26 protein-coding genes are annotated in these 23,941 nt (G+C 70.6%); 15 read left to right on the top strand and 11 right to left on the bottom strand.

Going from position 1 to position 23,941, the window contains the following annotated elements; translation table 11 throughout:
* The first annotated feature begins 91 nt into the window (after nucleotides 1–91).
* Together KUA19_RS05675 and KUA19_RS42445 are read left to right on the top strand one after the other, a co-directional pair.
* On the top strand, nucleotides 92–991 hold the full coding sequence (locus KUA19_RS05675) for a dioxygenase family protein (RefSeq protein WP_217395033.1): 900 nt from the start codon (nucleotides 92–94) through the stop codon (nucleotides 989–991).
* A gap of 185 nt (nucleotides 992–1,176) precedes the next feature.
* A complete protein-coding gene (locus tag KUA19_RS42445) occupies nucleotides 1,177–1,698 on the top strand; it encodes a GNAT family N-acetyltransferase (RefSeq protein WP_217395032.1) in 522 nt (173 codons plus the stop codon).
* Between the two features lie 28 nt (nucleotides 1,699–1,726).
* On the opposite strand, the gene KUA19_RS05665 is transcribed toward KUA19_RS42445, so the two are convergent.
* From KUA19_RS05665 to KUA19_RS05650, 4 genes are all read right to left on the bottom strand, one after another.
* Nucleotides 1,727–2,443, bottom strand: coding sequence for a cupin domain-containing protein (locus KUA19_RS05665; protein ID WP_308167342.1), 717 nt, complete (start codon nucleotides 2,441–2,443; stop codon nucleotides 1,727–1,729).
* A gap of 65 nt (nucleotides 2,444–2,508) precedes the next feature.
* Nucleotides 2,509–4,158, bottom strand: coding sequence for a type 2 periplasmic-binding domain-containing protein (locus tag KUA19_RS05660; RefSeq protein WP_217395030.1), 1,650 nt, complete (start codon nucleotides 4,156–4,158; stop codon nucleotides 2,509–2,511).
* 23 nt (nucleotides 4,159–4,181) lie between these two features.
* Nucleotides 4,182–5,075, bottom strand: a complete 894-nt coding sequence (locus tag KUA19_RS05655) for a carbohydrate ABC transporter permease (RefSeq protein ID WP_217395029.1) — start codon at nucleotides 5,073–5,075, stop codon at nucleotides 4,182–4,184.
* Nucleotides 5,072–6,073, bottom strand: a complete 1,002-nt coding sequence (locus KUA19_RS05650) for an ABC transporter permease (RefSeq protein ID WP_217395028.1) — start codon at nucleotides 6,071–6,073, stop codon at nucleotides 5,072–5,074. The genes KUA19_RS05655 and KUA19_RS05650 overlap by 4 nt, the downstream gene beginning before the upstream one ends.
* Before the next feature lie 502 nt (nucleotides 6,074–6,575).
* On the opposite strand from KUA19_RS05650, the gene KUA19_RS05645 reads away from it, so the two are divergent.
* From KUA19_RS05645 to KUA19_RS42440, 5 genes are all read left to right on the top strand, one after another.
* A complete protein-coding gene (locus tag KUA19_RS05645; RefSeq protein ID WP_217395027.1) occupies nucleotides 6,576–8,894 on the top strand; it encodes a beta-xylosidase/alpha-l-arabinosidase in 2,319 nt (772 codons plus the stop codon).
* A complete protein-coding gene (locus tag KUA19_RS05640) occupies nucleotides 8,881–10,005 on the top strand; it encodes a Gfo/Idh/MocA family protein (RefSeq protein ID WP_217395026.1) in 1,125 nt (374 codons plus the stop codon). The genes KUA19_RS05645 and KUA19_RS05640 overlap by 14 nt, the downstream gene beginning before the upstream one ends.
* Nucleotides 10,002–10,919 carry a DUF6807 domain-containing protein gene (locus tag KUA19_RS05635; protein ID WP_217395025.1) on the top strand — a complete coding sequence of 306 codons (918 nt, stop codon included), beginning with the start codon at nucleotides 10,002–10,004 and terminating at the stop codon, nucleotides 10,917–10,919. Before KUA19_RS05640 ends, KUA19_RS05635 begins: the two co-directional genes overlap by 4 nt.
* A gap of 151 nt (nucleotides 10,920–11,070) precedes the next feature.
* The gene (locus KUA19_RS05630; protein WP_217395024.1) at nucleotides 11,071–11,544 is read left to right on the top strand and encodes a hypothetical protein; all 474 of its coding nucleotides are present in this window, start codon (nucleotides 11,071–11,073) and stop codon (nucleotides 11,542–11,544) included.
* 281 nt (nucleotides 11,545–11,825) lie between these two features.
* Nucleotides 11,826–12,359 carry a hypothetical protein gene (locus KUA19_RS42440; RefSeq protein WP_254548675.1) on the top strand — a complete coding sequence of 178 codons (534 nt, stop codon included), beginning with the start codon at nucleotides 11,826–11,828 and terminating at the stop codon, nucleotides 12,357–12,359.
* Nucleotides 12,360–12,377: 18 nt separating this feature from the next.
* Here the strand turns inward: KUA19_RS42440 and KUA19_RS05620 are convergent, their stop codons facing one another.
* Nucleotides 12,378–12,992 carry a hypothetical protein gene (locus tag KUA19_RS05620; RefSeq protein WP_217395023.1) on the bottom strand — a complete coding sequence of 205 codons (615 nt, stop codon included), beginning with the start codon at nucleotides 12,990–12,992 and terminating at the stop codon, nucleotides 12,378–12,380.
* Between the two features lie 163 nt (nucleotides 12,993–13,155).
* On the opposite strand from KUA19_RS05620, the gene KUA19_RS05615 reads away from it, so the two are divergent.
* A complete protein-coding gene (locus KUA19_RS05615; protein ID WP_217395022.1) occupies nucleotides 13,156–13,719 on the top strand; it encodes a dihydrofolate reductase family protein in 564 nt (187 codons plus the stop codon).
* Nucleotides 13,720–13,830: 111 nt separating this feature from the next.
* Here the strand turns inward: KUA19_RS05615 and KUA19_RS05610 are convergent, their stop codons facing one another.
* Together KUA19_RS05610 and KUA19_RS05605 are read right to left on the bottom strand one after the other, a co-directional pair.
* Complete coding sequence (locus tag KUA19_RS05610) at nucleotides 13,831–14,367, bottom strand: type II toxin-antitoxin system RelE family toxin (protein ID WP_217395021.1); 537 nt, start codon at nucleotides 14,365–14,367, stop codon at nucleotides 13,831–13,833.
* A 4-nt stretch (nucleotides 14,368–14,371) separates the two neighbouring features.
* On the bottom strand, nucleotides 14,372–14,677 hold the full coding sequence (locus KUA19_RS05605) for a type II toxin-antitoxin system prevent-host-death family antitoxin (RefSeq protein ID WP_217395020.1): 306 nt from the start codon (nucleotides 14,675–14,677) through the stop codon (nucleotides 14,372–14,374).
* 82 nt (nucleotides 14,678–14,759) lie between these two features.
* On the opposite strand from KUA19_RS05605, the gene KUA19_RS05600 reads away from it, so the two are divergent.
* Nucleotides 14,760–15,161 (top strand): hypothetical protein, encoded by a 402-nt coding sequence (locus KUA19_RS05600; protein WP_217395019.1) that lies wholly within the window; start codon nucleotides 14,760–14,762, stop codon nucleotides 15,159–15,161.
* 299 nt (nucleotides 15,162–15,460) lie between these two features.
* Here the strand turns inward: KUA19_RS05600 and msrA are convergent, their stop codons facing one another.
* The gene (gene msrA, locus KUA19_RS05595; protein WP_217395018.1) at nucleotides 15,461–16,123 is read right to left on the bottom strand and encodes a peptide-methionine (S)-S-oxide reductase MsrA; all 663 of its coding nucleotides are present in this window, start codon (nucleotides 16,121–16,123) and stop codon (nucleotides 15,461–15,463) included.
* A 30-nt stretch (nucleotides 16,124–16,153) separates the two neighbouring features.
* On the opposite strand from msrA, the gene KUA19_RS05590 reads away from it, so the two are divergent.
* Nucleotides 16,154–17,290: a cystathionine gamma-synthase gene (locus KUA19_RS05590; protein WP_217395017.1), complete on the top strand. Its 1,137-nt coding sequence runs from the start codon at nucleotides 16,154–16,156 to the stop codon at nucleotides 17,288–17,290.
* Nucleotides 17,291–17,361: 71 nt separating this feature from the next.
* Here KUA19_RS05590 and KUA19_RS05585 read toward each other — a convergent pair whose 3' ends face one another.
* Nucleotides 17,362–17,946, bottom strand: coding sequence for a hypothetical protein (locus KUA19_RS05585; RefSeq protein ID WP_217395016.1), 585 nt, complete (start codon nucleotides 17,944–17,946; stop codon nucleotides 17,362–17,364).
* A gap of 176 nt (nucleotides 17,947–18,122) precedes the next feature.
* On the opposite strand from KUA19_RS05585, the gene KUA19_RS05580 reads away from it, so the two are divergent.
* From KUA19_RS05580 to ilvA, 3 genes are all read left to right on the top strand, one after another.
* Nucleotides 18,123–19,496: an amidase gene (locus KUA19_RS05580; RefSeq protein ID WP_217395015.1), complete on the top strand. Its 1,374-nt coding sequence runs from the start codon at nucleotides 18,123–18,125 to the stop codon at nucleotides 19,494–19,496.
* Nucleotides 19,497–19,561: 65 nt separating this feature from the next.
* A complete protein-coding gene (locus KUA19_RS05575; RefSeq protein ID WP_217395014.1) occupies nucleotides 19,562–20,407 on the top strand; it encodes a DUF4328 domain-containing protein in 846 nt (281 codons plus the stop codon).
* On the top strand, nucleotides 20,404–21,621 hold the full coding sequence (gene ilvA, locus KUA19_RS05570) for a threonine ammonia-lyase (protein ID WP_217395013.1): 1,218 nt from the start codon (nucleotides 20,404–20,406) through the stop codon (nucleotides 21,619–21,621). The genes KUA19_RS05575 and ilvA overlap by 4 nt, the downstream gene beginning before the upstream one ends.
* Nucleotides 21,622–21,670: 49 nt before the next feature.
* On the opposite strand, the gene greA is transcribed toward ilvA, so the two are convergent.
* Together greA and KUA19_RS05560 are read right to left on the bottom strand one after the other, a co-directional pair.
* Nucleotides 21,671–22,159, bottom strand: a complete 489-nt coding sequence (gene greA, locus KUA19_RS05565; protein WP_217395012.1) for a transcription elongation factor GreA — start codon at nucleotides 22,157–22,159, stop codon at nucleotides 21,671–21,673.
* A 120-nt stretch (nucleotides 22,160–22,279) separates the two neighbouring features.
* Nucleotides 22,280–22,723 (bottom strand): DUF4307 domain-containing protein, encoded by a 444-nt coding sequence (locus tag KUA19_RS05560; RefSeq protein ID WP_217395011.1) that lies wholly within the window; start codon nucleotides 22,721–22,723, stop codon nucleotides 22,280–22,282.
* A 79-nt stretch (nucleotides 22,724–22,802) separates the two neighbouring features.
* Here KUA19_RS05560 and mca point away from each other — a divergent pair, with 79 nt between their 5' ends.
* Together mca and KUA19_RS05550 are read left to right on the top strand one after the other, a co-directional pair.
* Complete coding sequence (gene mca, locus KUA19_RS05555) at nucleotides 22,803–23,693, top strand: mycothiol conjugate amidase Mca (RefSeq protein WP_217395353.1); 891 nt, start codon at nucleotides 22,803–22,805, stop codon at nucleotides 23,691–23,693.
* 5 nt (nucleotides 23,694–23,698) lie between these two features.
* Complete coding sequence (locus tag KUA19_RS05550; RefSeq protein WP_217395010.1) at nucleotides 23,699–23,920, top strand: hypothetical protein; 222 nt, start codon at nucleotides 23,699–23,701, stop codon at nucleotides 23,918–23,920.
* Nucleotides 23,921–23,941: the final 21 nt, after the last annotated feature.

The raw sequence follows: 23,941 nt of genomic DNA, 5'->3' as shown, positions 1-23,941 counted from the left end.
GGATTTCCCAGCCGTCGTGCAGGGTCCGTGCAGTCCGCGTCGACGGTTCCCCGACCCGCGGTGCCTAGCGTCGGCCCGTACCGACGAAGGGATGGGGACTGCGATGCACCACGACCATGAGGGCCAGCGGGTGAGCCGCCGCGCGATCTTCGCGGGGATCAGCTCGCTCGGGCTGGGCAGCCTGCTCGCCGCCTGCGGCGACGGCGGCTCGGCCACGACCTCCACGGGGGAGACGGTGGCACCCGAGGCGGTCACCACGGCCGACCTGACCGGGCTGTTCACCGGCGCCAACACCTGCGCGCTGACCGCGACGACCACCCAGGGGCCGTACTACTTCGACGCCGACAAAATCCGTAGCGACATCCGTGAGGACCGGCCGGGCACCCGGCTGCGGCTGGCGATCAAGGTGCAGGACAGCGAGGAGTGCAAGCCGCTGGGCAACGCCGTGGTGGAGATCTGGCACTGCGACGCGGCCGGGCTCTACTCCGGCGCCGAGGCGATGTCCTCCGGCGGCAGCGGCCAGCCGGGCGGCACCCCGCCCAGCGGCCAGCCCGGCGGCACCCCGCCCAGCGGGGCGCCGCAGCCCGGGGCGGGTCAGCCCGGTGGCCAGAACGGCGGCGAGGGCGACGCGGCCGACCTCCAGCCGCAGGACGACAAGCGCTACCTGCGCGGCGCCCAGGTCACCAACAGCGATGGCATCGTCCAGTTCACCACCATCTGGCCCGGCTGGTATCGCGGCCGCACCGTGCACGTGCACGTGATGGTGCACGTCGACAACTCCCGCGTGCTCACCACCCAGCTGATGTTCGACGAGGCCCTGAACACGAAGGTGTTCGCCGCCGCGCCGTACTCGGCCAAGACCGGTCGGGACACCTTCAACGACGGCGACTCCATCTACCGGGACTCGATGCTCCTGAAGATCACCGAAGACGGCGACGGCTACCTGGGCGTGATCGTCCTCGCCGCCGACTCCGACCACGACGGCAAGTAAACGCCCCTACGTCCCGCGCCGCCCGCGCGCTCGCGGGCCGGGTCGAGGCTGCAGTTTCGGGGAAACTGCACGAATCCGGGTCATGATTCCAGCACTTTCCCCGAAACTGCACGCTCCGCCGCCCACGCGGCGGAGCGTGGGCAGCGGGACGGCGAGGGAATGGCGGTGTGGGTAGGGTCGGCGGGGTGACGGTGGTGGTGCGGGCCGGGGGACCGGGCGACGCGGGGCTGGTGGGGCGGCTGCACGCGGCGAGCCGCCGGGCGACGTACCGGGGCGTGCTGAGCGAGGCCGAGCTGGCCACCATCACCGATGCGCAGCAGACGGCGAAGTGGTCGCTGCTGCTGACCACCCAGGCCGAGACACACCGCCTCTACCTGGCCGAACGCGACGAGCAGGCGCTCGGCTTCGGCTACCTCGGACCCGCCCCGGCCGACGAGCGCGCCGCGCCGCGTACGGGGATGCTCAACGCGATCCACGTCCGCCCCGGCGAGATCGGCACCGGCGTGGGCAGGCTGCTGATGCGGACCTGCCTGGACGCGTTCGCCGACCGGGGTGACACCTCGGCGCTGCTGTGGGTGGTCGAGGACAACGACCGTGCCCGCCGCTTCTACGAGCGGGGCGGCTGGGCGCCCGACGGCGTGACCCGGCGGGCCCCGCTGCAGCAGGCACTGGTCGCCCAGATCCGCTACGCGCGCCCCATCGGCTGACGCACCGCGCCCGCCTGCCTTGGCTGCCTCAGAACGCCCAGGTCTGCAGGTGGCCGCACATGCCGTGGCGGCCGGGCGGGTTCGGGTTCGCGTGGGCGACCTCGGCGTCGGACATCAGTCCGGGGCGCCCTTCGGCCAGTTCGCGCAGTTGGGCACCGGTGCGTTCGGCCTGCGCCAGGGCGCGCTCGCGCCACAGTGCCGCCCAGTTCTCGGCCCGGTCGCGCACCAGCGCGGCGGCGGCCCGGTGCAGCTCGGCCAGCGCGTCCGACCCGCCCTCGCGCAGCCGCAGGTAGCCCTCCAACGCGAGGTCGCGGCGGCGCCGGGCGGCGTCGGCGAGCGCGAGGTCGGTCTGCGGTCCGGCCTCGATCTCCGTGGGTACGGCCAGCGCCGCCGCCCGCGCGTAGGCGGCCGGGTCGGCCAGCACCTCGGGCGGGAAGGTGAGCACCGCGTCGCCCGCCTCGGGCAGGCCCGCGTTCTGCATCACCACCAGCAGTTCCAGGTCGCCGTCGGTGACCAGCCGGTGCACGGTGCCGGGGGTGAACCACAGCACGGTGCCGGGTGCCAGCGGGTGCTCGGTGTACCCGTCGCGACTGAGGGTCTCCAGGGTGCCGGTGCCGGAGGTGACGACGTAGCCCTCGGACGAGGCGGTGTGCAGGTGTGGGGAGCCGCCGCGTTTTCCGTCGGCGGTGGGCCAGTCGTACACGCGCAGCGCCGAGACGGCGGTGGCGCCGGGGAAGCCGTACACGGGAATGGCCTTTCGGACGGGCCGGGTGCGGGCCGGTAGGGAGCACGGCCCGCACCCGGTGCGGATCATGCCAGCTGGTCCTGGAACTGCCCGCGGACCTCGTCGCCACCGGACTGGCGCCATTCCTTGACGGCGTCGTCCCAGGCCGACAGCGGCTTGCGTCCGGACAGGATGTCAGTCTGATACGTGTTGAGGATGGTGTCGAGCGCCCCGCGCTTGCGCGACCAGGCGTCGGAGAAGTAGCCGACGGTCGGGTCCTTCACCGAGCTCGGGATGATCGACTTCTGGTACTCGTAGGACTTCCGCGTGGCCGCGGCGTTGCCCGGGATGAAGATCGCGTCGGGTGCGTCCACGATGTACCGGATGCCGAGCACGGTCTGGGTGACCCCGGCCTGCGTCTGCGCCGGGCCGCCGTTGCTCATCGTGTAGTGCGTGCCCTCGACGCCGAAGCGCCGGAACAGCCACTCCTGCGTGCCGAACGGCGCGGCCAGCCAGTTCGCGATCGCGAGCAGGTCCTTGATCTTCCCGGCGTCGGCCTTCTTCAGCGCGGTGAAGTTGTTGGTCGGCTCGGACTGCCAGGTGCTTGCGAAGCCGCCGCCGTCGTACCTGGGCGGGCGCATGCCGCCGATGTCGAAGGTCGGCCCGGCCACGTTCTCGGCGTAGTACTGCGGCCAGGCGGTGTACCGGTCGGGGTTGAGCACGGTGTTGCCCGCGTTGAACCACTTCTTGACCGGGGCGTTGGCGATGTTGCTGTCGGGGTGGGCATACCCGTCCTTGACCAGCTGCACCACGTCGGACAGGGCCTTGCGGAACTGCTCGGTCTCGGCGGCGTGGGTGAGCTTGCCGCCGTCCAGGCGCCACCGGTTGGGCACACCGACCATCTGCTGCACGAAGTACATGAGCGCGCCGGTCGTGGCCGCCCAGCGGCTGGCCTTCGGGTCGGTCACCGCCTTGCACACGTCGCGGAACTCGGCGTACGACGCCGGATCGGGGTTGGCCTTGAGCTGCGCGAACAGGTCGTCGCGGCGGAACATCAGGGTCCCGCCGACCCCGCGCGGCACCGGCAGCCCGTAGATGCCGCCGTTGTAGACGCACTGCTTCCAGGCGGCGCTGGGGATGTTGGCCAGGAACGGGTACTCCTTGGCCGCGTCCCCGGACAGGTACGGGCTCAGGTCCTGGCACTTGGCCGACAGCCACGCGGGCAGGTTCGCGATGCCCGCGCCGAGGCCGGACGGGGTGAACAGGGCCGGGACGATGAAGTCGGGCAGGTCGTCCCCGGCGACCAGCGCCGCGAACTTGACGGGCATGTCGCCGCTGGGCGTGATGGTGAGTTTGAGGTCGACGTTGAGCCGCTTGTTCAGCTCCTGCCAGAACGGGTTCTGGTCGACCGCGGGCGGCACCGGCGAGCCGGTGAGCACGAACGCCGACACCTGGCCGCCCTTGCCGGGCGGGGCGGTGAACACCTGCGGTGCCGGGTTCGGGTAGCCGCTGAACGCGTCGAGCAGCCCGTCGGCGTTGCCGGGGAAGTCCGGCTTGGCCCCCGCGTACGGCGTGTACGTGGGCAGCTTGACGTCGGCGTTGTTGGTGGCGGTGTTCGGGGTGGTGCCGCCGTCGGTGCACCCGGCCAGCAGCGTTGGCCCGGCGATCGCGGCGGCGGTGGTGGTGAGCACGCCGGACAGCACTGTCCGGCGTGGCACGGGACGTTGTTCGAGCATGGTGACTCCCCAGGATTCGGCGGTCATCCCTTGACCGCGCCGATGAGCACGCCCTTGCTGAAATGCCGCTGGACGAACGGGTAGACCAGCAGGACCGGCACGATCGAGAGCACGAGGATCGCCATCTGGACCGCCTCCTGCGGGGGCAGTCCGGCGCCGCCGCCGAGCTGGTCGACGCCGAGCTGCGTCTGGTTGACCACGTACGTGCGCAGCACCAGTTGCAGCGGCCACATGCCGGAGTCGTTGAGGTAGAGCAGCGCGGAGAAGAAGGCGTTCCAGTAGCCGACGCCGTAGAACAGCCCGATCACCGCCAGGGCGGCCTTGCTCAGCGGCAGCACGATCCGGGTCAGGATGGCCAGGTCGCCGGCGCCGTCGATGCGCGCGCTCTCGATGACCTCCTGCGGCAGCTCCAGGAAGAACGACCGCAGGATGATCACGTTGAAAGCATTGATCATCGGGGGCAGCAGCAGCGCCCAGTACGTGTCGAGCAGGCCCAGGCTCTTGACCACGAGATAGCTCGGGATCAGGCCGGGGCCGAACAGCACCGCGAACAGCACCACCATCAGCAGCGGGCGGTGCGCGAACGAGCCGGGACGGCTCAGGCCGTACGCCAGCAGCGTGGTCGCGAACAGGCTCAGCAGCGTGCCCGCGGCGGTCACGAACAGGCTGATCAGCGTGGCCCGGGTGACCACGCCCCCGCTCAGGATCGCCTCGTACGCCGCGAAGCTGATCCGCTTCGGGATCAGCACGAACCCGCCCGCCCGGGTGACCTCCGCGCGCGGGGACAGGCTGGTGGCCACGATGCCGATGAACGGCACCACCACCGCGGCGCAGCACAGCGTCAGCACCAGCCCTTTCGCGGCCCGCGCGAGCGGCGAGGGCGGCCCGAGCGCGGCGATCAGCGAACGTCTGCTCATCGCTGGTAGATCCCCCGTTCCCCGAAGCGGTGGGCCAGCTTGTTGGCGCCCAGCACCAGCAGCACCCCGAGCAGCCCTTTGACCAGCCCGACCGCGGCACCCTGGCCCCAGTCGGCGGCCAGCACCGCGTGGTTGAAGACATACGTGTCCAGCACCTCGCTGGCATGTCGGCCGACCGAGGGTTCCTGCAGGATGATCTGTTCGAAGCCGACGCTGAGCGTGTCGCCCAGGCGCAGGATCAGCAGCAGCACGATGAGGCTGCGCAGGCCGGGCAGGGTGACGTGCCACAGCTGGCGCCAGCGTCCGGCGCCGTCGACGGCGGCGGCCTCGTACAGCTCCAGGTCGATGCGGGCCAGCGCGGCCAGGAACAGGATGGTGGCCCAGCCCGCGTCCTTCCACAGCACCTGACTGGTGACCAGCACCTTGAACAGGTCGGGGTTGCTGATGATGTCGATCGTGGCCATGCCGTGCTCGCGCAGCGCACTGTTGAGCAGGCCCGCGTTGCCGAACATCTGCTGGAAGATCGCCACGACGATCACCCAGGACAGGAAGTGCGGCAGGTAGAGAATGCTCTGGGCGAGCCGCTTGAGCCGCTCGGAGATCAGGCTGTCCAGCAGCAGCGCCAGCGCGATCGGCGCGGGGAACACGATCAGCACCTGCAACGCCGTGACGATCAGGGTGTTGGTCAGCGCGTTGAGGAACTGCGGGTCGCCGTCGACGATCACCCGGAAGTTGGCCAGGCCCACCCAGGGGCTGTCCAGGATGCCCAGGTAGGGCTGGTAGTCCTTGAACGCGATGACGTTGCCCAGCCAGGGCAGGTAGTGGAAGACCAGGAGCGCTGACACACCCGGCAACACCGCCAGCACCAGCACCCTGTCGGCGGCCAGCCGCCGCCACCACGGCGTACGGCGTCTCGGTGGCCGATCGGGCGACCCGTGGGGCGGCGGGCTGGTCCGCCCCACGGGAGTCTGCGCCCGAGTCTGCGTCGGCACGGTCATCGCCTCGCGGTCCTCTCGATGGGCAAAGCCGTACAGTCGAAAGAATTCCGGAACAGTTCCGTAACTGCCCCGGAACGGTAGGGACGACCGAACGGGATAGTCAACCCCCTATGGCCGAATTGGGGCTATTGAAAACTTTCGGTCACGCACCGGAGCGGCGCCCGCGCCGCCGTAACCGCCGCAAGCTCCCGGCTCGTGCTTTCGGGACCCGGTCTCGACCACGGACCGTGACTAGCGCCGCAGTGCGATGGTGGCGGCAGAGCCGTCCACTGCGCGGCGGTCAACCCCGCCGCCAGCCACCAGCAGGTGTCCCTTTGATTTTCGGAACTTTCGGCGTCCGCTGATCGGCGCATTTGGACCTGTGGGGCGCGAAAGTCTGTGCAGGGCCTATGGACACCGCCGAGTGCGGTGCTAGGGTGCGGATGCCCCTGCCCCCGGGCGAGATCTCCATACCGGAACTTTCCCGGAAAGCAGCCTCATCGTGCCTCGGAGGACCCGCCGGATGTCCAGCCAGCCCACCCAGCTCGAACCGTGGCGCGACGTCGCGCTGCCCGCTGCCGAGCGAGTCGCCGACCTGATGCGCCGGATGACCCTGGCCGAGAAGCTCGGCCAGCTCTACGCGGTGTGGCCCGCCGGCGGCGCCACCGGCCAGGACGTGGCACCGTTCCAGTCGGACATGGTCGACGACGGCTTCGACTGGCGGCGCCTGATCAAGGACGGCCTCGGCCAGCTCACCCGGCCGTACGGCACCGCGCCCGTCTCTGGCGCCGACGGTGCCCGCCAGCTCGCCGAACTTCAGGAGGCGATCGTCGCGGCGGGCCGGTTCGGCATTCCGGCGCTGGTGCACGAGGAGTGCCTGACCGGCTTCACCGCCTACGGCGCGACCATCTACCCGACCCCGCTGGCCTGGGGCGCCAGCTTCGACGCCGCACTGGTCGAGCAGGTCGGCGCCGCGATCGGGGCGAGCATGCGGGCGCTCGGCGTGCACCAGGGGCTGGCCCCGGTGCTCGACGTGAGCCGCGATGCCCGCTGGGGGCGCACCGAGGAGACCATCGGCGAGGATCCGTACCTGGTCGCCACGGTCGGCACCGGCTACGTGCGCGGACTGCAGTCGGCCGGGATCGTGGCCACGCTCAAGCACTTCGCGGGCTACTCGGCGTCCAAGGCCGGGCGCAACTTCGGGCCGGTCGGGCTCGGGCCGCGCGAACTGGCCGACGTGCTGCTGCCGCCGTTCGAACTGGCCGTACGCGACGGCGGTGCCCGCTCGGTGATGCACTCGTACGCCGAGATCGACGGCATCCCCGCCGCGTCCGACCCGTGGCTGCTCACCACCCTGCTGCGCGACGCCTGGGGCTTCACCGGCACCGTGGTCGCCGACTACTTCGGCGTCACCTTCCTGCAGACGCTGCACCACGTCGCCGCCGACCACGGCGCCGCCGCCGGGCTGGCCCTGGCCGCCGGGGTCGACGTCGAGCTGCCCATGGTCCGCTGCTACGGCCGCCCGCTGCTGGAGGCGATCGAGTCCGGCCAGGTCGCCGAGGAGCTGGTCGACCGGGCGCTGCGCCGGGTGCTGCGGCAGAAGTGCGAGCTCGGCCTGCTCGACCCGGACTGGACCCCGACCGTTCCCGAGACCGTCGAGCTCGACCCGGCCCCCGCCCGCGACCTGGCTCGGCGGCTGGCCGAGGAATCCGTGGTGCTGCTGGCCAACGACGGCACCCTGCCGCTGCGGGCCCCCGGCACCCTCGCCCTGGTCGGGCCGCTGGCCGACCACCCCGACGGGATGCTCGGCTGCTACACGTTCCCGCGCCATGTCGGCCTGCACCACCCCGGCCTGCCGCTCGGCGTCGAGGTGCCGACCCTGCTCGCCAGCCTGCGGGCCGAACTGCCCGACACCGCGATCGCGTACGCCCCCGGCTGCGACGTGCGCGGCGACGACACCGCCGGGATCGGCGCGGCCGCGCAGGCCGCCGCGCGGGCCGAGGCGTGCCTGCTGGTGCTCGGCGACCAGGCCGGACTGTTCGGCAACGGCACCTCCGGCGAGGGCTGCGACGTGACCGAACTGCGGCTGCCCGGCGTGCAGGAGCGGCTGCTGGAAGCCGTGCTGGACACGGGCGTGCCGGTGGTGCTGGTGCTGCTGTCAGGGCGGCCCTACGCCCTCGGCGCGTACGCCGACCGCCTCGCCGCCGTGGTGCAGGCGTTCTTCCCCGGCGAGGAGGGCGGGCCCGCGCTCGCGGGCATGCTCACCGGGCGGGTCGAGCCGTCCGGGCGGCTGCCGGTCAGCGTCCCGCGCCACCCCGGCGGGCAGCCCACCACGTACCTCGCCCCGAAGCTGGCGCACCGCAGCGACGTGAGCACGGTCGACCCGACACCGCTGTACCCGTTCGGGCACGGGCTGTCGTACACCTCGTTCGCCTGGGAACCCGACACCGAGGGCCCGCTGGACTGCGGCACCGACGGCGCGGTCGAGGTCGCGATCCGGGTCCGCAACACCGGAGACCGGGCGGGCACCGAGATCGTGCAGCTCTACCTGCACGACCCGGTCGCGCAGGTGACCCGGCCCGTGGTCCGCCTCGTCGGGTACGCCCGCGTGCCGCTGGAGCCAGGCCAGGCGCGCCGGGTCGCGTTCACTGTGCACGCCGACCTGTCCGCGTTCACCGGCCGGTCCGGGCAGCGCATCGTCGAACCGGGGGACACCGAGTTGCGGTTCGGCGCGTCCAGTGCAGACTTCCGCCATACCGTGGCAGTCCGCTTCCAGGGTCCGCAGCGGACCGTGGGCCACGGCCGAGTCATGACCTCGGAGGTTGTGCTTGAAGACCTATGACCTCGCCGTGGTGGGCACCGGCGGCATCGCCGCCGTGCACGCCCGCGGCATCGCGGACTCCGGCGGCCGGGCCCGCGTCAGCGCCGTCGTCGACGTCGACCCGCAGCGGCTCCGCGACTTCACCGCCCACCTGGCCGAACTCGGCCTGCCCGAACCGCGCGGCTACACCAGCCTCGCGGAGCTGCTCAACGTCGAGCGCCCCGACCTGGTCGACCTGTGCACCCCGCCCGGTCTGCACGCCCCGCAGGCGGTCATGTGCCTGAGCCGGGGCCTGACCGTGCTGTGCGAGAAGCCGCCCGCGCTGAGCCTGGCCGAGTTCGACCGGATCACCGCCGCCGAGCAGACCGGTGGCGGCCGGTTCGCCACCGTGTTCCAGCACCGCTTCGGCAGCGGCGCCCGCACCCTGCGGGAACTGGCCGCCGACGGGAGCCTCGGGGTGCCGATGACCGCCGTCTGCCACACCCTGTGGCACCGGCCCGACGCCTACTTCGACGTGCCGTGGCGCGGCCGCTGGGACGTCGAGGGCGGCGGCCCGACCATGGGCCACGGCATCCACCAGATGGACCTGCTGCTGTCGGTGCTCGGCCCGTGGCGGGAAGTGGTCGCCGTGGCTGCCCGCCGGGCCCGGCCCACCGACACCGAGGACCTGTCCTGCGCCATCGTCACCTTCGAGTCCGGTGCCGTGGCCAGTGTCGTCAACAGCCTGCTTTCCACCCGTGAGACCAGCCACCTGCGGTTCGACTTCGCCCACGCCACCGTCGAACTCACCCACCTGTACGGCTACGGCGACGCCGACTGGACCGTCACCGCCACCCCCGACCACGCCGACGCCGTCGCCGCCGCCTGGGCGGCCGGACCCAAGGGCCGCGCCAGCGGTCACGGCGCCCAGCTCACCGCCGTGCTGGACGCGCTCGACGCGGGCCAGGCGCCCCCGGTCGGTACCGCCGACGCCCGCGCCACCATGGAACTGGTCGCCGCGGTGTACCAGTCCGCGTTCAGCGGCCGACCCGTCGCCCGGGGCGAGATCGGGCCCGGTTCGCCGTTCTACGACCGGATGCAGGGCACCGGCGCCCCGTGGCCCGCCGTACGCGCCACCGGAGGTGCCCGATGACCGAACCGGCTCTGCGCCTGGTCACCCAGCCCACCGGCACGCTGGCCGTCGAGTACGGCGACCAGCTTCTCCTGCGCTACGTCTACCAGCCCATGGACGCCCAGCTGGAGTCGCCGCGGCCGTACTTCCACCCGCTGCACACCCTCGGCGGCGACCTGGTCAGCCTGTTCCGCCCACACGACCACGTGTGGCACCGGGGCATCGCGCTGTCGCTGCCCAACGTCGGCACCGAGAACTTCTGGGGCGGCGTCACCTACACCCGTGGCCATGGCTACCGCCAGCTGCCCAACAACGGCAGCATGCGGCACCAGAAGTTCGACCGGCTCGACGCCGAACCCGACGCGGCCCGCGTCGACCACCGGCTCTCCTGGATCACCGAGGGCGGCGAGACCTGGCTACGCGAACAGCGCGGCTTCACCGTCACCACCGCCCCCGACTCCCACGCCTGGGTGCTCACCTTCACCACCGCGCTCACCAACGTCAGCGGCCGCGACATCGTCATGGGCAGCCCCACCACCGAAGGCCGCGACAACGCGGGCTACGGCGGCCTGTTCTGGCGCGGGCCGCGCTCGTTCACCGGCGGCACCGTCTACACCGAGGGCAAAACCGGCGGCGACGAGCTGATGGGCGTACGCGCCCCCTGGCTCGGCTTCACCGGCCGCCACGACGGCCACGGCCGCTCCTCCACCCTCGTCTTCGTCGACGCCCCCGACAACGCCGACCACCCCGTCCAATGGTTCGTCCGCGCCGAACCCTTCGCCTGCGTCTGCCCCGCCCCCTTCTTCTCCGAGGAGGTGACGATGGCCCCCGACAGCACCCTCCGCCTGCGCTACGCGGTCGCCATCGCCGACGGCGACCCCGGCCTGGACGGCGCCACCCACCTGGCCACCCTCGCCCACACCACCCTGAAGTAAGTAAGGAAGGGCCCCTTCTTATCGCTTTCCGAGGTAGAAGGGGCCCCTCTTAACGAGAGCGTCCTAACGCGCTGTTCTCGGCTGTGGAGAAGGTGTGAAGGCGTCGTGAGGGCAGCCGGATTTCCGGGTTCGCGACGGCAGAATCTGGGCCATGCGACGAATACTCGCGCTGGTGGCGGCACTGGTCATCGGGGGCGGGTGCACGTTGGGGGAGCTCACCGCCGACTACGGTGAGCCCGCCGATCTGCGCCCGGCAGACCTGGTCGGCACCTGGAGCAACGCGGACGGAGGCGATCTGGTCTTCACCGCGGACGGGAAGTTCACCGCGACCAAGCTGCCGTACGAGGCGTTCAAAAACTTCCTGCCCGACGGGTTCACCGGGCAGGTCGACGGCGGCGGGACGTGGGAGCTGCGCTCGGCGCGCAGCGGAGGGCCGGACAGTGTCGTCGGGCTGGACTTCGGGCCGCTGGCGGGGCAGGCGGACGCGCGGCTCGGGCAGAGCGTGGACGCGCTGGTGCAGGACGGGAAGACGTACCTGGTCTTCTTCTTCGTGGGGGCGGGCGGGAACAGCTGGCACGCGTACGGGAAGACTCCCGCGCCGCTGGGGGGCGGAGCGGGTGGCTGAACGTCCTGGCAGGGGCGTTCGGGGTGGATGCGGTTCGGGTCGTGTACGGCGACCCGGACCGCGCCGTTTTGAGGGGTACGGAGGGTAACCCGCCCTGGCCTGGACCACGCCTGCATGGGCTGACAACGATCGTGATGGGGCTTCGCGCGGACGTGCCGACCGGCACCGATGCGTACCTGCGGGTTCTCCGTCGGCGGGTTGGGTGCTAGGTTCCTGGCCGATCTTGCCTGCCGTGGTGCTCGTGCCGACCTCGCGCAGCCGTTCCTACGCCGGAGATGTCAATGGAGCTGCACCGTCCCCGCTCGAAGTGGCCCTTCTTCTTCCTCCTGGGTGGCCTGGTGCTCGTCTGGTCCTCGCTCAACGGATCGGAGCTGAGAATCCTCGTCTTCCCGGTGGGATCGCTGCCGCTCCTCGGGTTCGGCCTGGTCATGGCGGCCGGAGCCCTGTACGCGCTGGTCCGCTCGTTCCGGGGCGCCCCGGTGCGCATCGACGAAGCCGGACTTCGGCTCAAAGTGGCCGGGATCAACCGGTCCGTGCCGTGGGCCGCGATCGAGGCGCTCATCATCGAGCCCTATACCGGAACCCTGGCCGGCAACGGGGCACCGCGATTGGTGCTCGTGCCGGCTCCGGGCGCCGACCTGGGGGTCGCGGCGGAGTACCAGAACAAGATCGACGGCCGCCCGTCCATCATCCTGCTGTCGCTGGACTCCATCCTGGAGTCGCTTGAGCAGGTGAAACTGGGCCTGTCGACGTACGCCGGTGCGCGTTTCATCGATGGTGTGCCAGTCATCGAGGCGACTGCCGGGACTTCGTGACTCCACTGGCGCGGTAGTTCAGGTCGGCAGGCGGCGACCGTCGGTCCGCACCGGTACGACCCGGTCCGGGACCCCCAGCTCCGCGACGCGCACCCAGCCCATCGGGGTGGCCGGGGGAGGCGAGTCGCGTTTCGGGGCCAGATCCCGGTTGTACATCTGGGACAGGCCGTAGCCGCTGTCGGCCATCAGGTACCGGTACGCGTAGATCCGGCCCAGGAACAGCCATTCGTGGCGTACGACGGGACGCCGCAGAATGCCCTCGAACCATGCCGCGGCGGCGACCCCGAGCTCGGTCGGGCCGCCGAACGCCTCGAACGCGAACTCGGTCGGCCGCTCCGGCAGGTGGTAGAGCTGGTTGTGCAGCGTGTCGCAGCGGATTCCCGCGCCGTCGTAGTGAAGTCCCGCCACGAAGATCTCATGCCCGTGGCCGCGGACCGGATCAACGAGCCCGGAGAGGCCGACGTAGGCGAGCAACGGCTCTTCCTCGGATTCCATCCGCGTCAGGTTGCTGTGTACGCCGTCACCGTTCCACGACGTAGTGCGGCGACGCAGCGCATCGGCGAAGGCGGCCTCCGCCTGACCGAGGGCGCCGTCGCCTGCCACGTCGATGTCCGGGGCGAACCATGCTCGCATCCGACGAATGCTAGTGCGGGCAGGTCGGCGGCTTGGCTCGCACCGCCAGGGCATCGAACGCTGTTGAGGTGGATGTCGTAACCCACTGCGATCCTTGGCCGCGTATGGCCAGTGGCACCCCTGGGGAAGGCACCCGCACGAGCCGAGACGAAGGAGTCATGAGATGCGCAAGCTGGTGGCGACGGTGTTCAACTACTCGGTCGACGGGCTGCTCGCCGACCCGGACACCGACTTCTGGAAGTTCTGCTTCGGCCTGCCCGAGAACCGCGATCCCGACGACCCGGCCCAGATCGACTTCCTCCGGAGCGCGTACGCGCACGTCTTCGGCCGCACCGCCTACGAGGGCATCTCGGTGAGCATGCAGAGGTCCACCGACCACCCCTTCTCCCCGATCCTGAACGCCGGGCGCAAGGTCGTCTTCTCCCGGACCCTGCGGACGGCCGACTGGGCCAACACCACCGTCGCCTCCGGCGACCTGACCGAAGAGGTCGACAAGCTCAGGCAGGGCGGTGACGGCCACATCGTGGTCTGGGGCGGCGTCCGCCTGTGGCGGTCGCTGATGCAGCTCGATCTGCTCGACGAACTCCAGATCAGCATGTTCCCCTACATCGCGAACGAGGGCACCCGCCTGTTCGACGGCGTCCCCAGGTCGTACGCGCTCGACCTGGTGTCCAGCGTCCCGTCCCAGAACGGGATCGTCGAGCTGGTGTACCGCCGCAACCGCTGAACCGGCCACACGCAGACGGCTGAGGCGGCGGAGCACGTTTGCCTCAGCCGCCGCTCATGCCGTGGCTGACGCTGGCGGTGTGGCCGCGTTTCAGTCGCCTTGTGGCTCAGCTCAACCTTGAGCTGAGCCTGGAGCGTGGGGCTCAGCCATGAACTTCGCCCAACTGTCCACTGCCTGCTGCAGGTCCATCGCGGCGACTTCCTCGCGAGGAAGTCGAACGGTGTAGATCAAGCGGTCGGCAAGCCAGTCGGGGACCGGTTCTGCAGGGGAAGGAGTCGCAACGTGGACGCCCTCAGCAAGCCTTCCAAGTCGTTCGATCACCTGGGCGAGCGCGGTCAGGCCGGGCCTCGTCGCAGCGGCAGCGCGCACGCGCGCAGTCGCCTCGGCGTACACCTCCGCGTCAGCCCGTGCGCCGACGGCCCATATTTCGCAGATCTCCACCACCCCGGCCTCCACCCGGTAGACGATCCGCCAAGTGTTGTTTCCAACGACGAGTTTGCGGAAGCCGGTGAGGTCACCACCCAGTGGTTGCCCTGCCTGCGTGTTGGTCTCAAGAACGAGGATCTTCTTCAAGATCTTCGGCACGATCTCGGGTCCCAGTCTGCGCAGGTCGTCGATGGCGTCATTGGTGAACCGAATGTCCGTCACGGCATCACTCGTCCGGCAGCGCCGCCAACGACTCCCGGGTGTGCCCGTAGGCTCGCAGCACGTCGTCGAGAGCGGTCCGCTCTCCGGTATCTGTGACCTTCCGGGCCAGTACCAGTGCAAGATCGCGGAGATCCTCGGCGGCCTTGGACAGCTCCTCGAGCCGGTGATAGGCGATTACGGCAGCGACCGGCCGACGATGGCGCGTCACCACCACGTCTACTCCCTGCTCTGCTTCTGTCACCAGGCCCGCCACTCCGCGCTGCGCAGCTTCGGTGACAGACATCTCCTGCGGGTGGACGAGGATCGTCATACCAGAAACTGTACAGAACTATGCACATAGTGCCAGAGTATCTATAGTTTCTCTAGAGTCAATGGGTGAGTAGGATAGAAGCATGTCGGCAACCGATCCCATGCCCACTTACGAGCGGTTCTTGCGGGCCGCAGAGCTCCTGGGCATGTCACCGCAGGAACTCGCCACCCGCCTGACGTCTTCCGCACCGGTAGCCGAGAACTCGTCTACCGGTGCGGATAGTTCCGAGCCTGCGGAGGACGTCCAGCTGTACGCGAAGTATCTCGGCGCGCGAGTGGAAGCCGTATACGAACCGTCAACCGGCCACCTACGGATCACTAGCGGCCCTTTGACCGGCAAGAGTTTCACCTCCGCGAGCAGGGCCGCGATTGCTGTCGTCGAGTCGGTCAATCCGGCCCGTGAAGCAGCCAACACCAACGGCCGCCTTTTCTGGACCGTAAGCGCTACTGGGCAACCGCTGCGCTCGATACTCGGTCGGCGCTAGGAATCGATCTTCACCCTCGTCGGCGAGTCCCGCAGTGTTTCAGCGATGGCCTCGCGAAGCCGGCGGGCAGTCACTTTCGGCATAGTCGTTGACGGTACGCCAGCACTGTGACATCGGGCGTTGCGATTGGCTGGAGACTGGGCAGCCCGCTACAGGCGCTCCTATGCGGAGTTGGACGCTTCAGCGGCTGGCTCGGCGCTGTGCCGGCACCGCTGTTCATGCCCATCACATTGACCGATCGCCTCCCGGGCGGGCTTGGGAGGCGATCGGCTAGCTCCGCGAGGTTGCGGAGACGGGCATCAGCCAGCGTCGGCCGTCTTGGCAACGCCGATCGGGCAGCTCATGCCGTTGGGCCCGATGCCGCAGTACCCGTTGGGGTTCTTGGCCAGGTACTGCTGGTGGTAGTCCTCGGCGTAGTAGAAGTGGGTCAACGTGGCGATCTCCGTCGTGATCTCGCCGTACCCGGATGAGTTCACCACCGGCTGGAACGCGTCCCGCGAGGCCTGCGCCTCGCCGGCCTGCTCCGCGCTGGTGGTGTAGATGGCCGACCGGTACTGGGTGCCGATGTCGTTGCCCTGCCGCATGCCCTGGGTCGGGTCGTGGTTCTCCCAGAAGATCTTGAGGATCTCCTCGTACGAGACGACCTTCGGGTCGAACACGACCAGCACCGCCTCGGTGTGCCCGGTCATCCCCGAGCACGTCTCCTCATACGTCGGATTGGGGGTGATTCCACCGGCGTACCCGACCGCGGTCGAGTACACGCCGTCGGTCTTCCAGTACAGCCGCTCGGCTCCCCAGAAGCAGCCCATACCGACCACTGCCGTCTGCAGCCCCTCGGGCCAGGGGCCGACGAGTGGGGTGCCGAGCACGAAGTGGCGGGCGGGCACGTGCATGGGGACGTCCCGGCCGGGCAGGGCCTCGGCGGGGGTGACCAGGTCGAGCTTCTTGTGGCGAAGGAACATGTGTCAAGTGTGCTCGCCTAGGCTGTCCATATGTCTTACGGGTTTGAAACGCTCGCTATCCACGCGGGTCAGGAACCGGATGAACGCACCGGTGCGGTGATCCCGCCGATATTTCAGACATCTACCTTCAAGCAGGACGCGGTCGGCTCGCCGCGGCTGGGCTACGAGTACGCGCGTTCGGGCAACCCCACCCGCGATTCGCTCCAGGAGTGCCTGGCGGCGCTGGAGGGCGGCGCCCGCGGGCTGACCTTCGCCAGCGGCCTGGCCGCCGAGGACACCCTGATCCGCACGGTGTGCGCCCCGGGTGACCACGTGATCATCCCGGACGACGCGTACGGCGGCACGTTCCGCCTCTTCGCCCGGGTCGCCGAGCGCTGGGGCCTGAGCTGGTCGGCGGCCCGGATCTCCGACGTCGACGACGTGCGTGCCAAGCTGACCCCGAACACGAAGCTGATCTGGGTCGAGACGCCGACGAACCCGCTGCTCAACATCGCCGACATCGCGGGCCTGGCGGCGCTGTCGCGTGACGCGCACGCGCTGCTGGTCGTCGACAACACGTTCGCCAGCCCGTACCTGCAGCAGCCGCTGGCGCTGGGCGCCGACGTGGTGGTGCACTCGACCACCAAGTACGTCGGCGGCCACTCCGACGTGGTGGGCGGCGCGCTGATCCTCAACGACCTGGAGCTGGCGGACTCGCTGAAGTACCACCAGAACGCGATGGGCGCGGTCAACGGCCCGTTCGACGCGTGGCTGACCCTGCGCGGCGTGAAGACGCTGGCGGTACGCATGGAGCGGCACTGCGACAACGCGGAGAAGGTGGCCGAGTTCCTGGCCGGGCACCCGAAGGTGACGCAGCTCTACTACCCGGGTCTGCCCGAGCACCCGGGCCATGAGCTGGCCGCCAAGCAGATGCGCCGGTTCGGTGGCATGATCAGCTTCCGGACGGGTGACCCGGCTTCCGCCGAGCGGGTCTGCAACACCACGAAGGTGTTCACCCTGGCCGAGTCGCTGGGCGGCATCGAGTCGCTGATCGAGCACCCGGGCAAGATGACCCACGCCAGCGTCGCGGGCTCGGCGCTGGAGGTCCCCGCCGACCTGGTCCGCCTGTCGGTCGGCATCGAGACGATCGACGACCTGCTCGCAGACCTGTCCGCCGCGCTCTCCTGAGCTGCCGAGGGTTAGGAAGGGCCCCTTGTGCATCGCAAACCGATAAGAAGGGGCCCTTCCTTACCCCAAGGTCAGACGCCCTGGCCGGGGGGTAGGACGCGCTTGGCTTCCATGGCGTAGTCCTCGCCGAACAGGCGCAGCTCGTCGCCCTTGCAGCTGTAGCTGTCCGGGTTCACGGACATGGTCAGCTTCTGGGAGCCCTCGGTACTGCCGTTGATCTTCAGGGTCGATGTCCCGGTCGTTTTGGGGCTGCTGTAGTTGATGGTCTTGTCGTCGGCCACGTAGTTCATGGTGACGTTGCCCTTGTGGATGACCTGGTACTTGTCGCCGTCGCGGGTACCGGTGCGCGTCGTGTTGTACACCATCCGCAGCACGCCGTCGGCGCCGTAGCTGAACCGCACCCCTTTGCCGGTCAGCTGCACGGTTCCCGCGAGGAACTCCGCGTTGGTCGTGTACGACGTCTCAAGCCAGTCGCCGATGAGGCAGTCCTGCGGCGCCTTGCTCGGCGCGGGCGGCGCGACCGAAGGCTGCGGGCTGGCCGCTGCCGCGACCGGCGACGGCGACGGCGACGGGTCCGATCCGTCCCGGGACAGGAAGTAGTAGCCGGCCGCACCGCCGGCCAGGCACAGCACCAGCACGCACACCAGCGCGATCACGCCGACGACGATGGGTACGGTCCAATCACGACGGGGCTGGTTCGGCTGCATCGATCCAGCATTGCCAACGAATCCCGCCGCGGCAAGACTCCGGTGTTGAGGTGGCGGCGATCACCTCCATACTGGAACCCCGGTTGCCTGGGACGGACGGCGACAGTGACGTTGCGGAGGAACTGATGGCGGACACCTGGGTCGGGTCCACCGCGAAGCAGATCGCGCGGGCGGTGCGCCGCGGCGACACCTCGGCCACCGCCGTGATCGCCGACCACCTCGAGTACGTCAGCCGTACCGACCCGATCGTGGCCGCCTTCCGGGTCATCCGTGACGCCGAGGCCGCCGCCGAGGCGGAGAAGGTCGACGAGCAGGGCGAGCTGGGCAACCTCCCGCTGGCCGGGGTGCCGATCGCGGTCAAGGAGAACACCCCCGTCGCGGGCCTGCCGACCTGGCACGGCTCGGCCGGTGCCCGCTCGGCCGTGGCCGAGCGGGACCACGAGCTGGTCCGCCGCCTGCGTGGCGCGGGCGCCGTGGTGCTCGGCACGACCCGCATGCCCGAGCTGGGCCTGTGGGGGACCACCGACGACGAGACCGCCATCACCCGTAATCCGTGGTCGCTGGACCGCACCCCGGGCGGTTCGTCCGGCGGCTCGGCCGCGGCTGTCGCCGCCGGGCTGGTGCCGATGGCCCACGCCAACGACGGGCTCGGCTCGATCCGTATCCCGGCCGCCTGCTGCGGCCTGATCGGGCTCAAGCCCGGCCGGGGCCTGCTGCCGGTGGACCTGGGTGCCGACGACTGGTTCGGGCTGGTCGAGCACGGCATGCTGGCCACCACCGTCGCCGACGCGGCGCTCGGCTTCGCCGTGCTCGCGGGGCGTACGCCGCAGCCGCTGAACCAGCCGGGGCGGCTGCGCATCGCGGTGTCGCTGCGCTCGCCGGTCGCCGGGGCGGGCGCCGACGCGGCCAACCGGGCGGCGGTGAGTTCTGCCGAGAAGCTGCTGGTGGAGTGCGGCCACGACCTGATCGCCGCCGATCCGGCGTACGACACCAAGCTCGGCCTGCGCGGCATGGCGACCTGGTTCGCCGCCGCCTACCGCGACGCCGAGGCGGCCGGGCTGGACCGCTGGCGGCTGCAGAAGCGCAGTCGCCGCCACATCGCCATGGGCGCCTGGGCCTGGAAGCGCGGCTACGTCCAGGAAGCCGACCGCAGGCAGCTGCGCGACCAGTCGCTGGAATTCTTCGCCGAGCACGGGGTCGACCTGCTGCTCACGCCGGTGTTGGCCGGGGCGCCGCTGAAGGCGGCCACCTGGCACAAGCGCGGCTGGCTGAGCAACGTGGTGGCCAACACCCGCTATGCCCCGTACGCGGCGCCGTGGAACATCGCCGGGTTCCCGGCGATGACCCTGCCCCTGGGCGTACGCCCCGACGGCCTGCCCGCGGCGGTGCAGCTCATCGGCCCGCCCGGCACCGAGCTGCTGCTGCTGGCCGTCGCCGGGCAGATCGAGTTGGCCTCGCCCTGGCGCCGCCACGCCCCGGGGTACCCGCGCCCGGCGTGAGCAGGGGACCACGCGCGCCACGAAGATCCGTTACGCTCCCGGGGCCTTCGACCCGGGAGTGATCCATGCCCTGCCCCCACTGCGGCGCCGACAACGAGCCCTCGTACCTGCGCTGCCGCGCCTGCCTGAGCAACCGCGACCAGCCGATCACCCTGCTCGGCGTGCGGACCTACCACCTGCGCGGGCTCGGCTACGCCGTGGTCGCGGCGCTGGCGGTCTACGTCGCCGGGAGGCTGCTGCTGGCGGTGGCGCTGCCGCTGGTCGGCCGGTCGCTGGTCGAGCAGGCCGCCGCGGGCGGCGCCACGGCGCGCGACGCGCTGCACCGGCTCGAGCTGGTCGGCAACCTGGTCGCCGAGTGGCTGCTGGCGCTGCCCGCGGTACTGGTGATCATGTGGTTGTGGCGGGCCCGCAAGAACGTCGACGCCTTCCCGGAGACGCAGGTCTCCGACGGTGCGGGCTGGGCGATCGCGGGCTGGCTGGTCCCGGTCGCGAACCTGATCATCCCCTGTCGGCTCGTGTTCCAGGTGGCGCGGGAGACGGTGCACCGCCGCTGGGTCAAGCCGGTGGTCGCCGTCTGGTGGACCACGTATCTGGCCCAGAGCTTCGGCCTCCTCTTCTTCGGCGGCGACCGGTCGGCGATCAGGGGCGACGATTTCGCCGCCATGGCCGAGTACTTCGACGCGCAGCTGCTCGCCGGACCGGTGTCGTGGCTGGTCACCACGGTGTCGGCGAGCTGCCTGGCGTACCTCGTGCTCAAGGTCGGCCCGGCCCAGGAGGCGCGTATCGCCCGGGGCGAGGCGGCACACGCGCAGGCCGCGTACGCGACCCTCGCCGCGCGGGCAGTGACGAGTGTCCCGGCGGACGTCCCGGCAGGCGAGCAGTCCCCGGCAGGTGGCACGATCCAGGTGTGACACCTGAGCTGGTCAGCCTCGCCGACATCGAACAGGCCCGGGAGCGGCTGCGCTCCGTCGTGCGCATCACCCCGATCGAACCGAGTCGGCCGCTGTCGGCCAAGCTCGGTGGACCGGCCTGGCTCAAGTGCGAAAACCTGCAGCGGGCCGGGTCGTACAAGGTGCGCGGGGCGTACATGCGGATCTCGGGCCTGAGCGAGCAGGAGCGCGCGCGGGGGGTCGTCGCCGCCAGCGCGGGCAACCACGCCCAGGGCGTGGCCCTGGCGGCGGGCCTGTGCCGCACCCGCGCCACCGTGTTCATGCCGGTGGGCGCGCCGCTGCCCAAGGTCGCGGCCACCCGGGGGTACGGCGCGAGCGTGCAGCTGGTCGGGGCGACCGTGGACGAGGCACTGGTCGCCGCGCAGGAGTTCGCCGACCGTACCGGCGCGGTCTTCATCCATCCGTTCGACCACCCGGACGTGATCGCCGGGCAGGGCACGGTGGCGCTGGAGATCCTGGAGCAGGTCCCCGAGGTGCAGACGATCATCACGGGCATCGGCGGCGGCGGCCTCATCTCCGGCATGGCGGTCGCGGCCAAGGCGCTGCGCCCCGATATCCAGATCATCGGCGTGCAGGCGGCCGGGGCGGCGGCGGTGCCCCCGGCGCTGCGCGCGGGCCGCCCGGTGCGGCTGCCCAGCATCGCCACCATCGCCGACGGCATCGCGGTCGGCCGCTGCGGCGACCTGACCTTCGCGCACATCAGCAAGCTCGTGGACGAGGTCGTCACGGTCACCGACGAGGAGATCTCCCGGGCGCTGCTGATGCTGCTGGAGCGCGGCAAGCTCGTCGCCGAACCGGCCGGGGCGGTTGGGGTGGCCGCGCTGCTGGCGGGCAAGGTGGAGGTGCGTACGCCGGTCGTCTCGGTGGTCTCCGGCGGCAACATCGACCCGCTGCTCATGGTCCGCTTGATCGAGCACGGGCTCAGCGCCGCCGGGCGGTACCTGCACCTGGGCGTACGCTGCGCCGACCGGCCCGGTCAGCTGGCCGCGCTGCTGTCGCTGATCGCCGAGCAGCGCGCGAACGTGCTGGACGTGGCCCACCAGCGGCACGATCCCGGCCTGCACCTCGGTGAGGTGGAGGTCGACCTGTCGGTGGAGACCCGCGGCGCCGAACACTCCGACCGCCTGGTCAACGCCCTCACGGCCGCCGGCTACCAGGTCGAGGTAAACAACTGACCCGGCCCCCGCCCGGGCGGGGCAGGGGCCAGGTCAGGCGTGGCGTGGGTCAGCCCCCGAAGGGCTGGAACGACACGATGGTGACCTTGATGTCGGCGCCGCTGGGGGCCGTGTAGGTGACCGTCTGGCCGTTGCGGGCGCCGAGGATGGCCTGGCCCAGGGCGGACTCGGGGGAGTACACCGTCAGGTCCGTGGTGGCGGCGATCTCGCGGGAGCCGAGCAGGAAGGTCTCGGTGTCCTCGCTGTCGTCGTCGAAGTAGATCGTCACGACGGTGCCGACGGTGATCCTGTCGGTGGTCTTCGCCTCGCCGACCTTGGCCACGCGCAGCAGTTCCTGCAGCTGGCGGATGCGGGCCTCGGCCTTGCCCTGCTCCTCGCGGGCGGCGTGGTAGCCGCCGTTCTCCTTCAGGTCGCCCTCTTCGCGGCGGGCGTTGATCTCCGCGGCCATGGCGGGGCGGGCGGCGATCAGCTCGGCGAGCTCAGCCTGGAGCTTGTCGTACGCGTCCTGGGACAGCCAGGTGGCATCAGTCGTGGACACGGGCGTTCTCCTCAGGGTCTTACGGTCGGATTGTTGGTGCGATCGTCCATGGGCGCGTCAAGGGCACGTGGTAACTGCCTCGTTGAGCGCGATGGGCGAAGTTACAAACTTACCAGCGCTTCAGGCCGGACGGCATCCCTTAACCTCGCCGGTTACCGGCCGCCCGCTGGTGACCAGGCGATGAGTCACCTGGGTGCGGGCCGGGTCGGGACCCGGACTCACCGTGATCTCCTCGAAGCCCACCTCGACGCCCGCGGCGTCTCTTGCCCGCAGCGAACAGGTGGCGGTGCCGTCGGCGGGCATCCGCACCAGGATCGTGATCACGACCTGGTCGTCGGACAGGTCGGTGAAGCGGGTCACCGAGGCGCTGTAGTCGCCGTCGCCGTACGCCCGGAAGAGCTGCCAGCCGACCGCCGACATCGCCACCGCGGTCACCGCCGCGAGCGCGAGCACCGCCGCACGCGGCATGGCGCGGCGCTCCCGGCGCTTGCCGTACCGCCCCGCGGGCCACGGCGCACGCTCACCGGTGGCGCCGGCGGGCGTGTTCGTCGAGGTCTCGGTCACCGTGGGGGGTCCTTCGCTAGCCGTGTCAGAGTCGTGAGGAAGACTGGTGGGGTCGATTCTCGCACGTGGGGAGTACACGGTGACGCAGCGGCTGCGCTTGATGGCGGTGCACGCCCATCCGGATGACGAGTCGTCCAAGGGTGCGGCGACGATGGCTCGGTATGTCCGCGAGGGCGCGGAGGTGCTGGTCGTCACCTGCACCGGCGGCGAACGCGGGGATGTGCTCAATCCGAAGTTGGACCGCCCGGAGATCTGGGAGAACATCGCCGAGATCCGCAAGGCGGAGATGGCGGCCGCCCGCGACATCCTCGGTGTCGACCAGGCCTGGCTGGGCTTCGTCGACTCGGGCTGGATCGAGGGCTTCGACCCGGCCGACCCGTCGGGGCTGCCCGAGGGCTGCTTCGCCCGGGTGCCCGCGGCCGAGGCGGCCGAGCCGCTGGTCAAGCTGATCCGCGAGTTCAAGCCGCAGGTGCTGCTGACCTACGACGAGGAGGGCGGCTACCCACACCCCGACCACATCCAGACGCACGTGATCAGCATGGCCGCGCTCGACGTCGCCGCCGACCCGGCGTACCGACCGGACCTGGGCGAGGCGTGGCAGGTGCAGAAGGTCTACTACCACATCAGCTTCACCAAGCTGAAGTTCACGGCGCTGCACGAGGCCATGGTCGCCGCGGGCATGGAGTCGCCGTACGGTGAGCGCCTCAACGACGACTGGATCGGCGACAAGTCGCCGCGCATCACCACCCGCATCCCCTGCGGCGAATACTTCGAGCTGCGTGACGACGCGCTGCGCGCCCACGCGACCCAGATCGACCCCGACGGCCCTTGGTTCCGCGCCCCGCTGACGGTGCAGCGCGCCGCCTGGCCGACCGAGGACTACCAGCTGGTCCGCTCGGTTGTGCAGACCGCCATCCCCGAGGACGACCTCTTCGCCGGCCTGCGCGAGCCGGCCGAGACCGACAGGTGAGAAGCATGCTGCAGTTCCTGGCCGACAACAACTTCGGCGACACGCGCTCGGGCGACGGTCTGGCCGGGCCGATGGCCCTGCTGTTGATCCTCCTACTGGGCGCGGCGACGGTTTTCCTGATTCGCAACATGAACAAGCGAATCAAGCGGTTGCCCGAGACGTTCGATTCCGCCAGCATGGGTGGCGGTGTGCGGCCTGACACGCCCACCTCGCCGGACGCCCGATAGGCGGATCGGGACTACCACCGG

The organism is Catellatospora tritici, from assembly GCF_019083965.1.
Taxonomy (GTDB): Bacteria; Actinomycetota; Actinomycetes; order Mycobacteriales; family Micromonosporaceae; genus Catellatospora; species Catellatospora tritici.
Note: the sequence above shows the minus strand (reverse complement) of the source record. Positions and strands in the feature narration are given on the sequence as shown.

Bases quoted from the DNA above. Each gene is read 5' to 3' on its own strand.
- KUA19_RS05660 (WP_217395030.1), bottom strand. From the start codon at position 4,158: ATGCTCGAACAACGTCCCGTGCCACGCCGGACAGTGCTGTCCGGCGTG.
- KUA19_RS05675 (WP_217395033.1), top strand. From the start codon at position 92: ATGGGGACTGCGATGCACCACGACCATGAGGGCCAGCGGGTGAGCCGC.
- KUA19_RS05635 (WP_217395025.1), top strand. From the start codon at position 10,002: ATGACCGAACCGGCTCTGCGCCTGGTCACCCAGCCCACCGGCACGCTG.
- KUA19_RS05615 (WP_217395022.1), top strand. From the start codon at position 13,156: ATGCGCAAGCTGGTGGCGACGGTGTTCAACTACTCGGTCGACGGGCTG.
- KUA19_RS05650 (WP_217395028.1), bottom strand. From the start codon at position 6,073: ATGACCGTGCCGACGCAGACTCGGGCGCAGACTCCCGTGGGGCGGACC.
- KUA19_RS05645 (WP_217395027.1), top strand. From the start codon at position 6,576: ATGTCCAGCCAGCCCACCCAGCTCGAACCGTGGCGCGACGTCGCGCTG.
- KUA19_RS42440 (WP_254548675.1), top strand. From the start codon at position 11,826: ATGGAGCTGCACCGTCCCCGCTCGAAGTGGCCCTTCTTCTTCCTCCTG.
- KUA19_RS05600 (WP_217395019.1), top strand. From the start codon at position 14,760: ATGTCGGCAACCGATCCCATGCCCACTTACGAGCGGTTCTTGCGGGCC.
- KUA19_RS05590 (WP_217395017.1), top strand. From the start codon at position 16,154: ATGTCTTACGGGTTTGAAACGCTCGCTATCCACGCGGGTCAGGAACCG.
- KUA19_RS05550 (WP_217395010.1), top strand. From the start codon at position 23,699: ATGCTGCAGTTCCTGGCCGACAACAACTTCGGCGACACGCGCTCGGGC.
- KUA19_RS05580 (WP_217395015.1), top strand. From the start codon at position 18,123: ATGGCGGACACCTGGGTCGGGTCCACCGCGAAGCAGATCGCGCGGGCG.
- KUA19_RS05575 (WP_217395014.1), top strand. From the start codon at position 19,562: ATGCCCTGCCCCCACTGCGGCGCCGACAACGAGCCCTCGTACCTGCGC.
- KUA19_RS05605 (WP_217395020.1), bottom strand. From the start codon at position 14,677: ATGACGATCCTCGTCCACCCGCAGGAGATGTCTGTCACCGAAGCTGCG.
- KUA19_RS05630 (WP_217395024.1), top strand. From the start codon at position 11,071: ATGCGACGAATACTCGCGCTGGTGGCGGCACTGGTCATCGGGGGCGGG.
- KUA19_RS05620 (WP_217395023.1), bottom strand. From the start codon at position 12,992: ATGCGAGCATGGTTCGCCCCGGACATCGACGTGGCAGGCGACGGCGCC.
- msrA (WP_217395018.1), bottom strand. From the start codon at position 16,123: ATGTTCCTTCGCCACAAGAAGCTCGACCTGGTCACCCCCGCCGAGGCC.
- KUA19_RS05655 (WP_217395029.1), bottom strand. From the start codon at position 5,075: ATGAGCAGACGTTCGCTGATCGCCGCGCTCGGGCCGCCCTCGCCGCTC.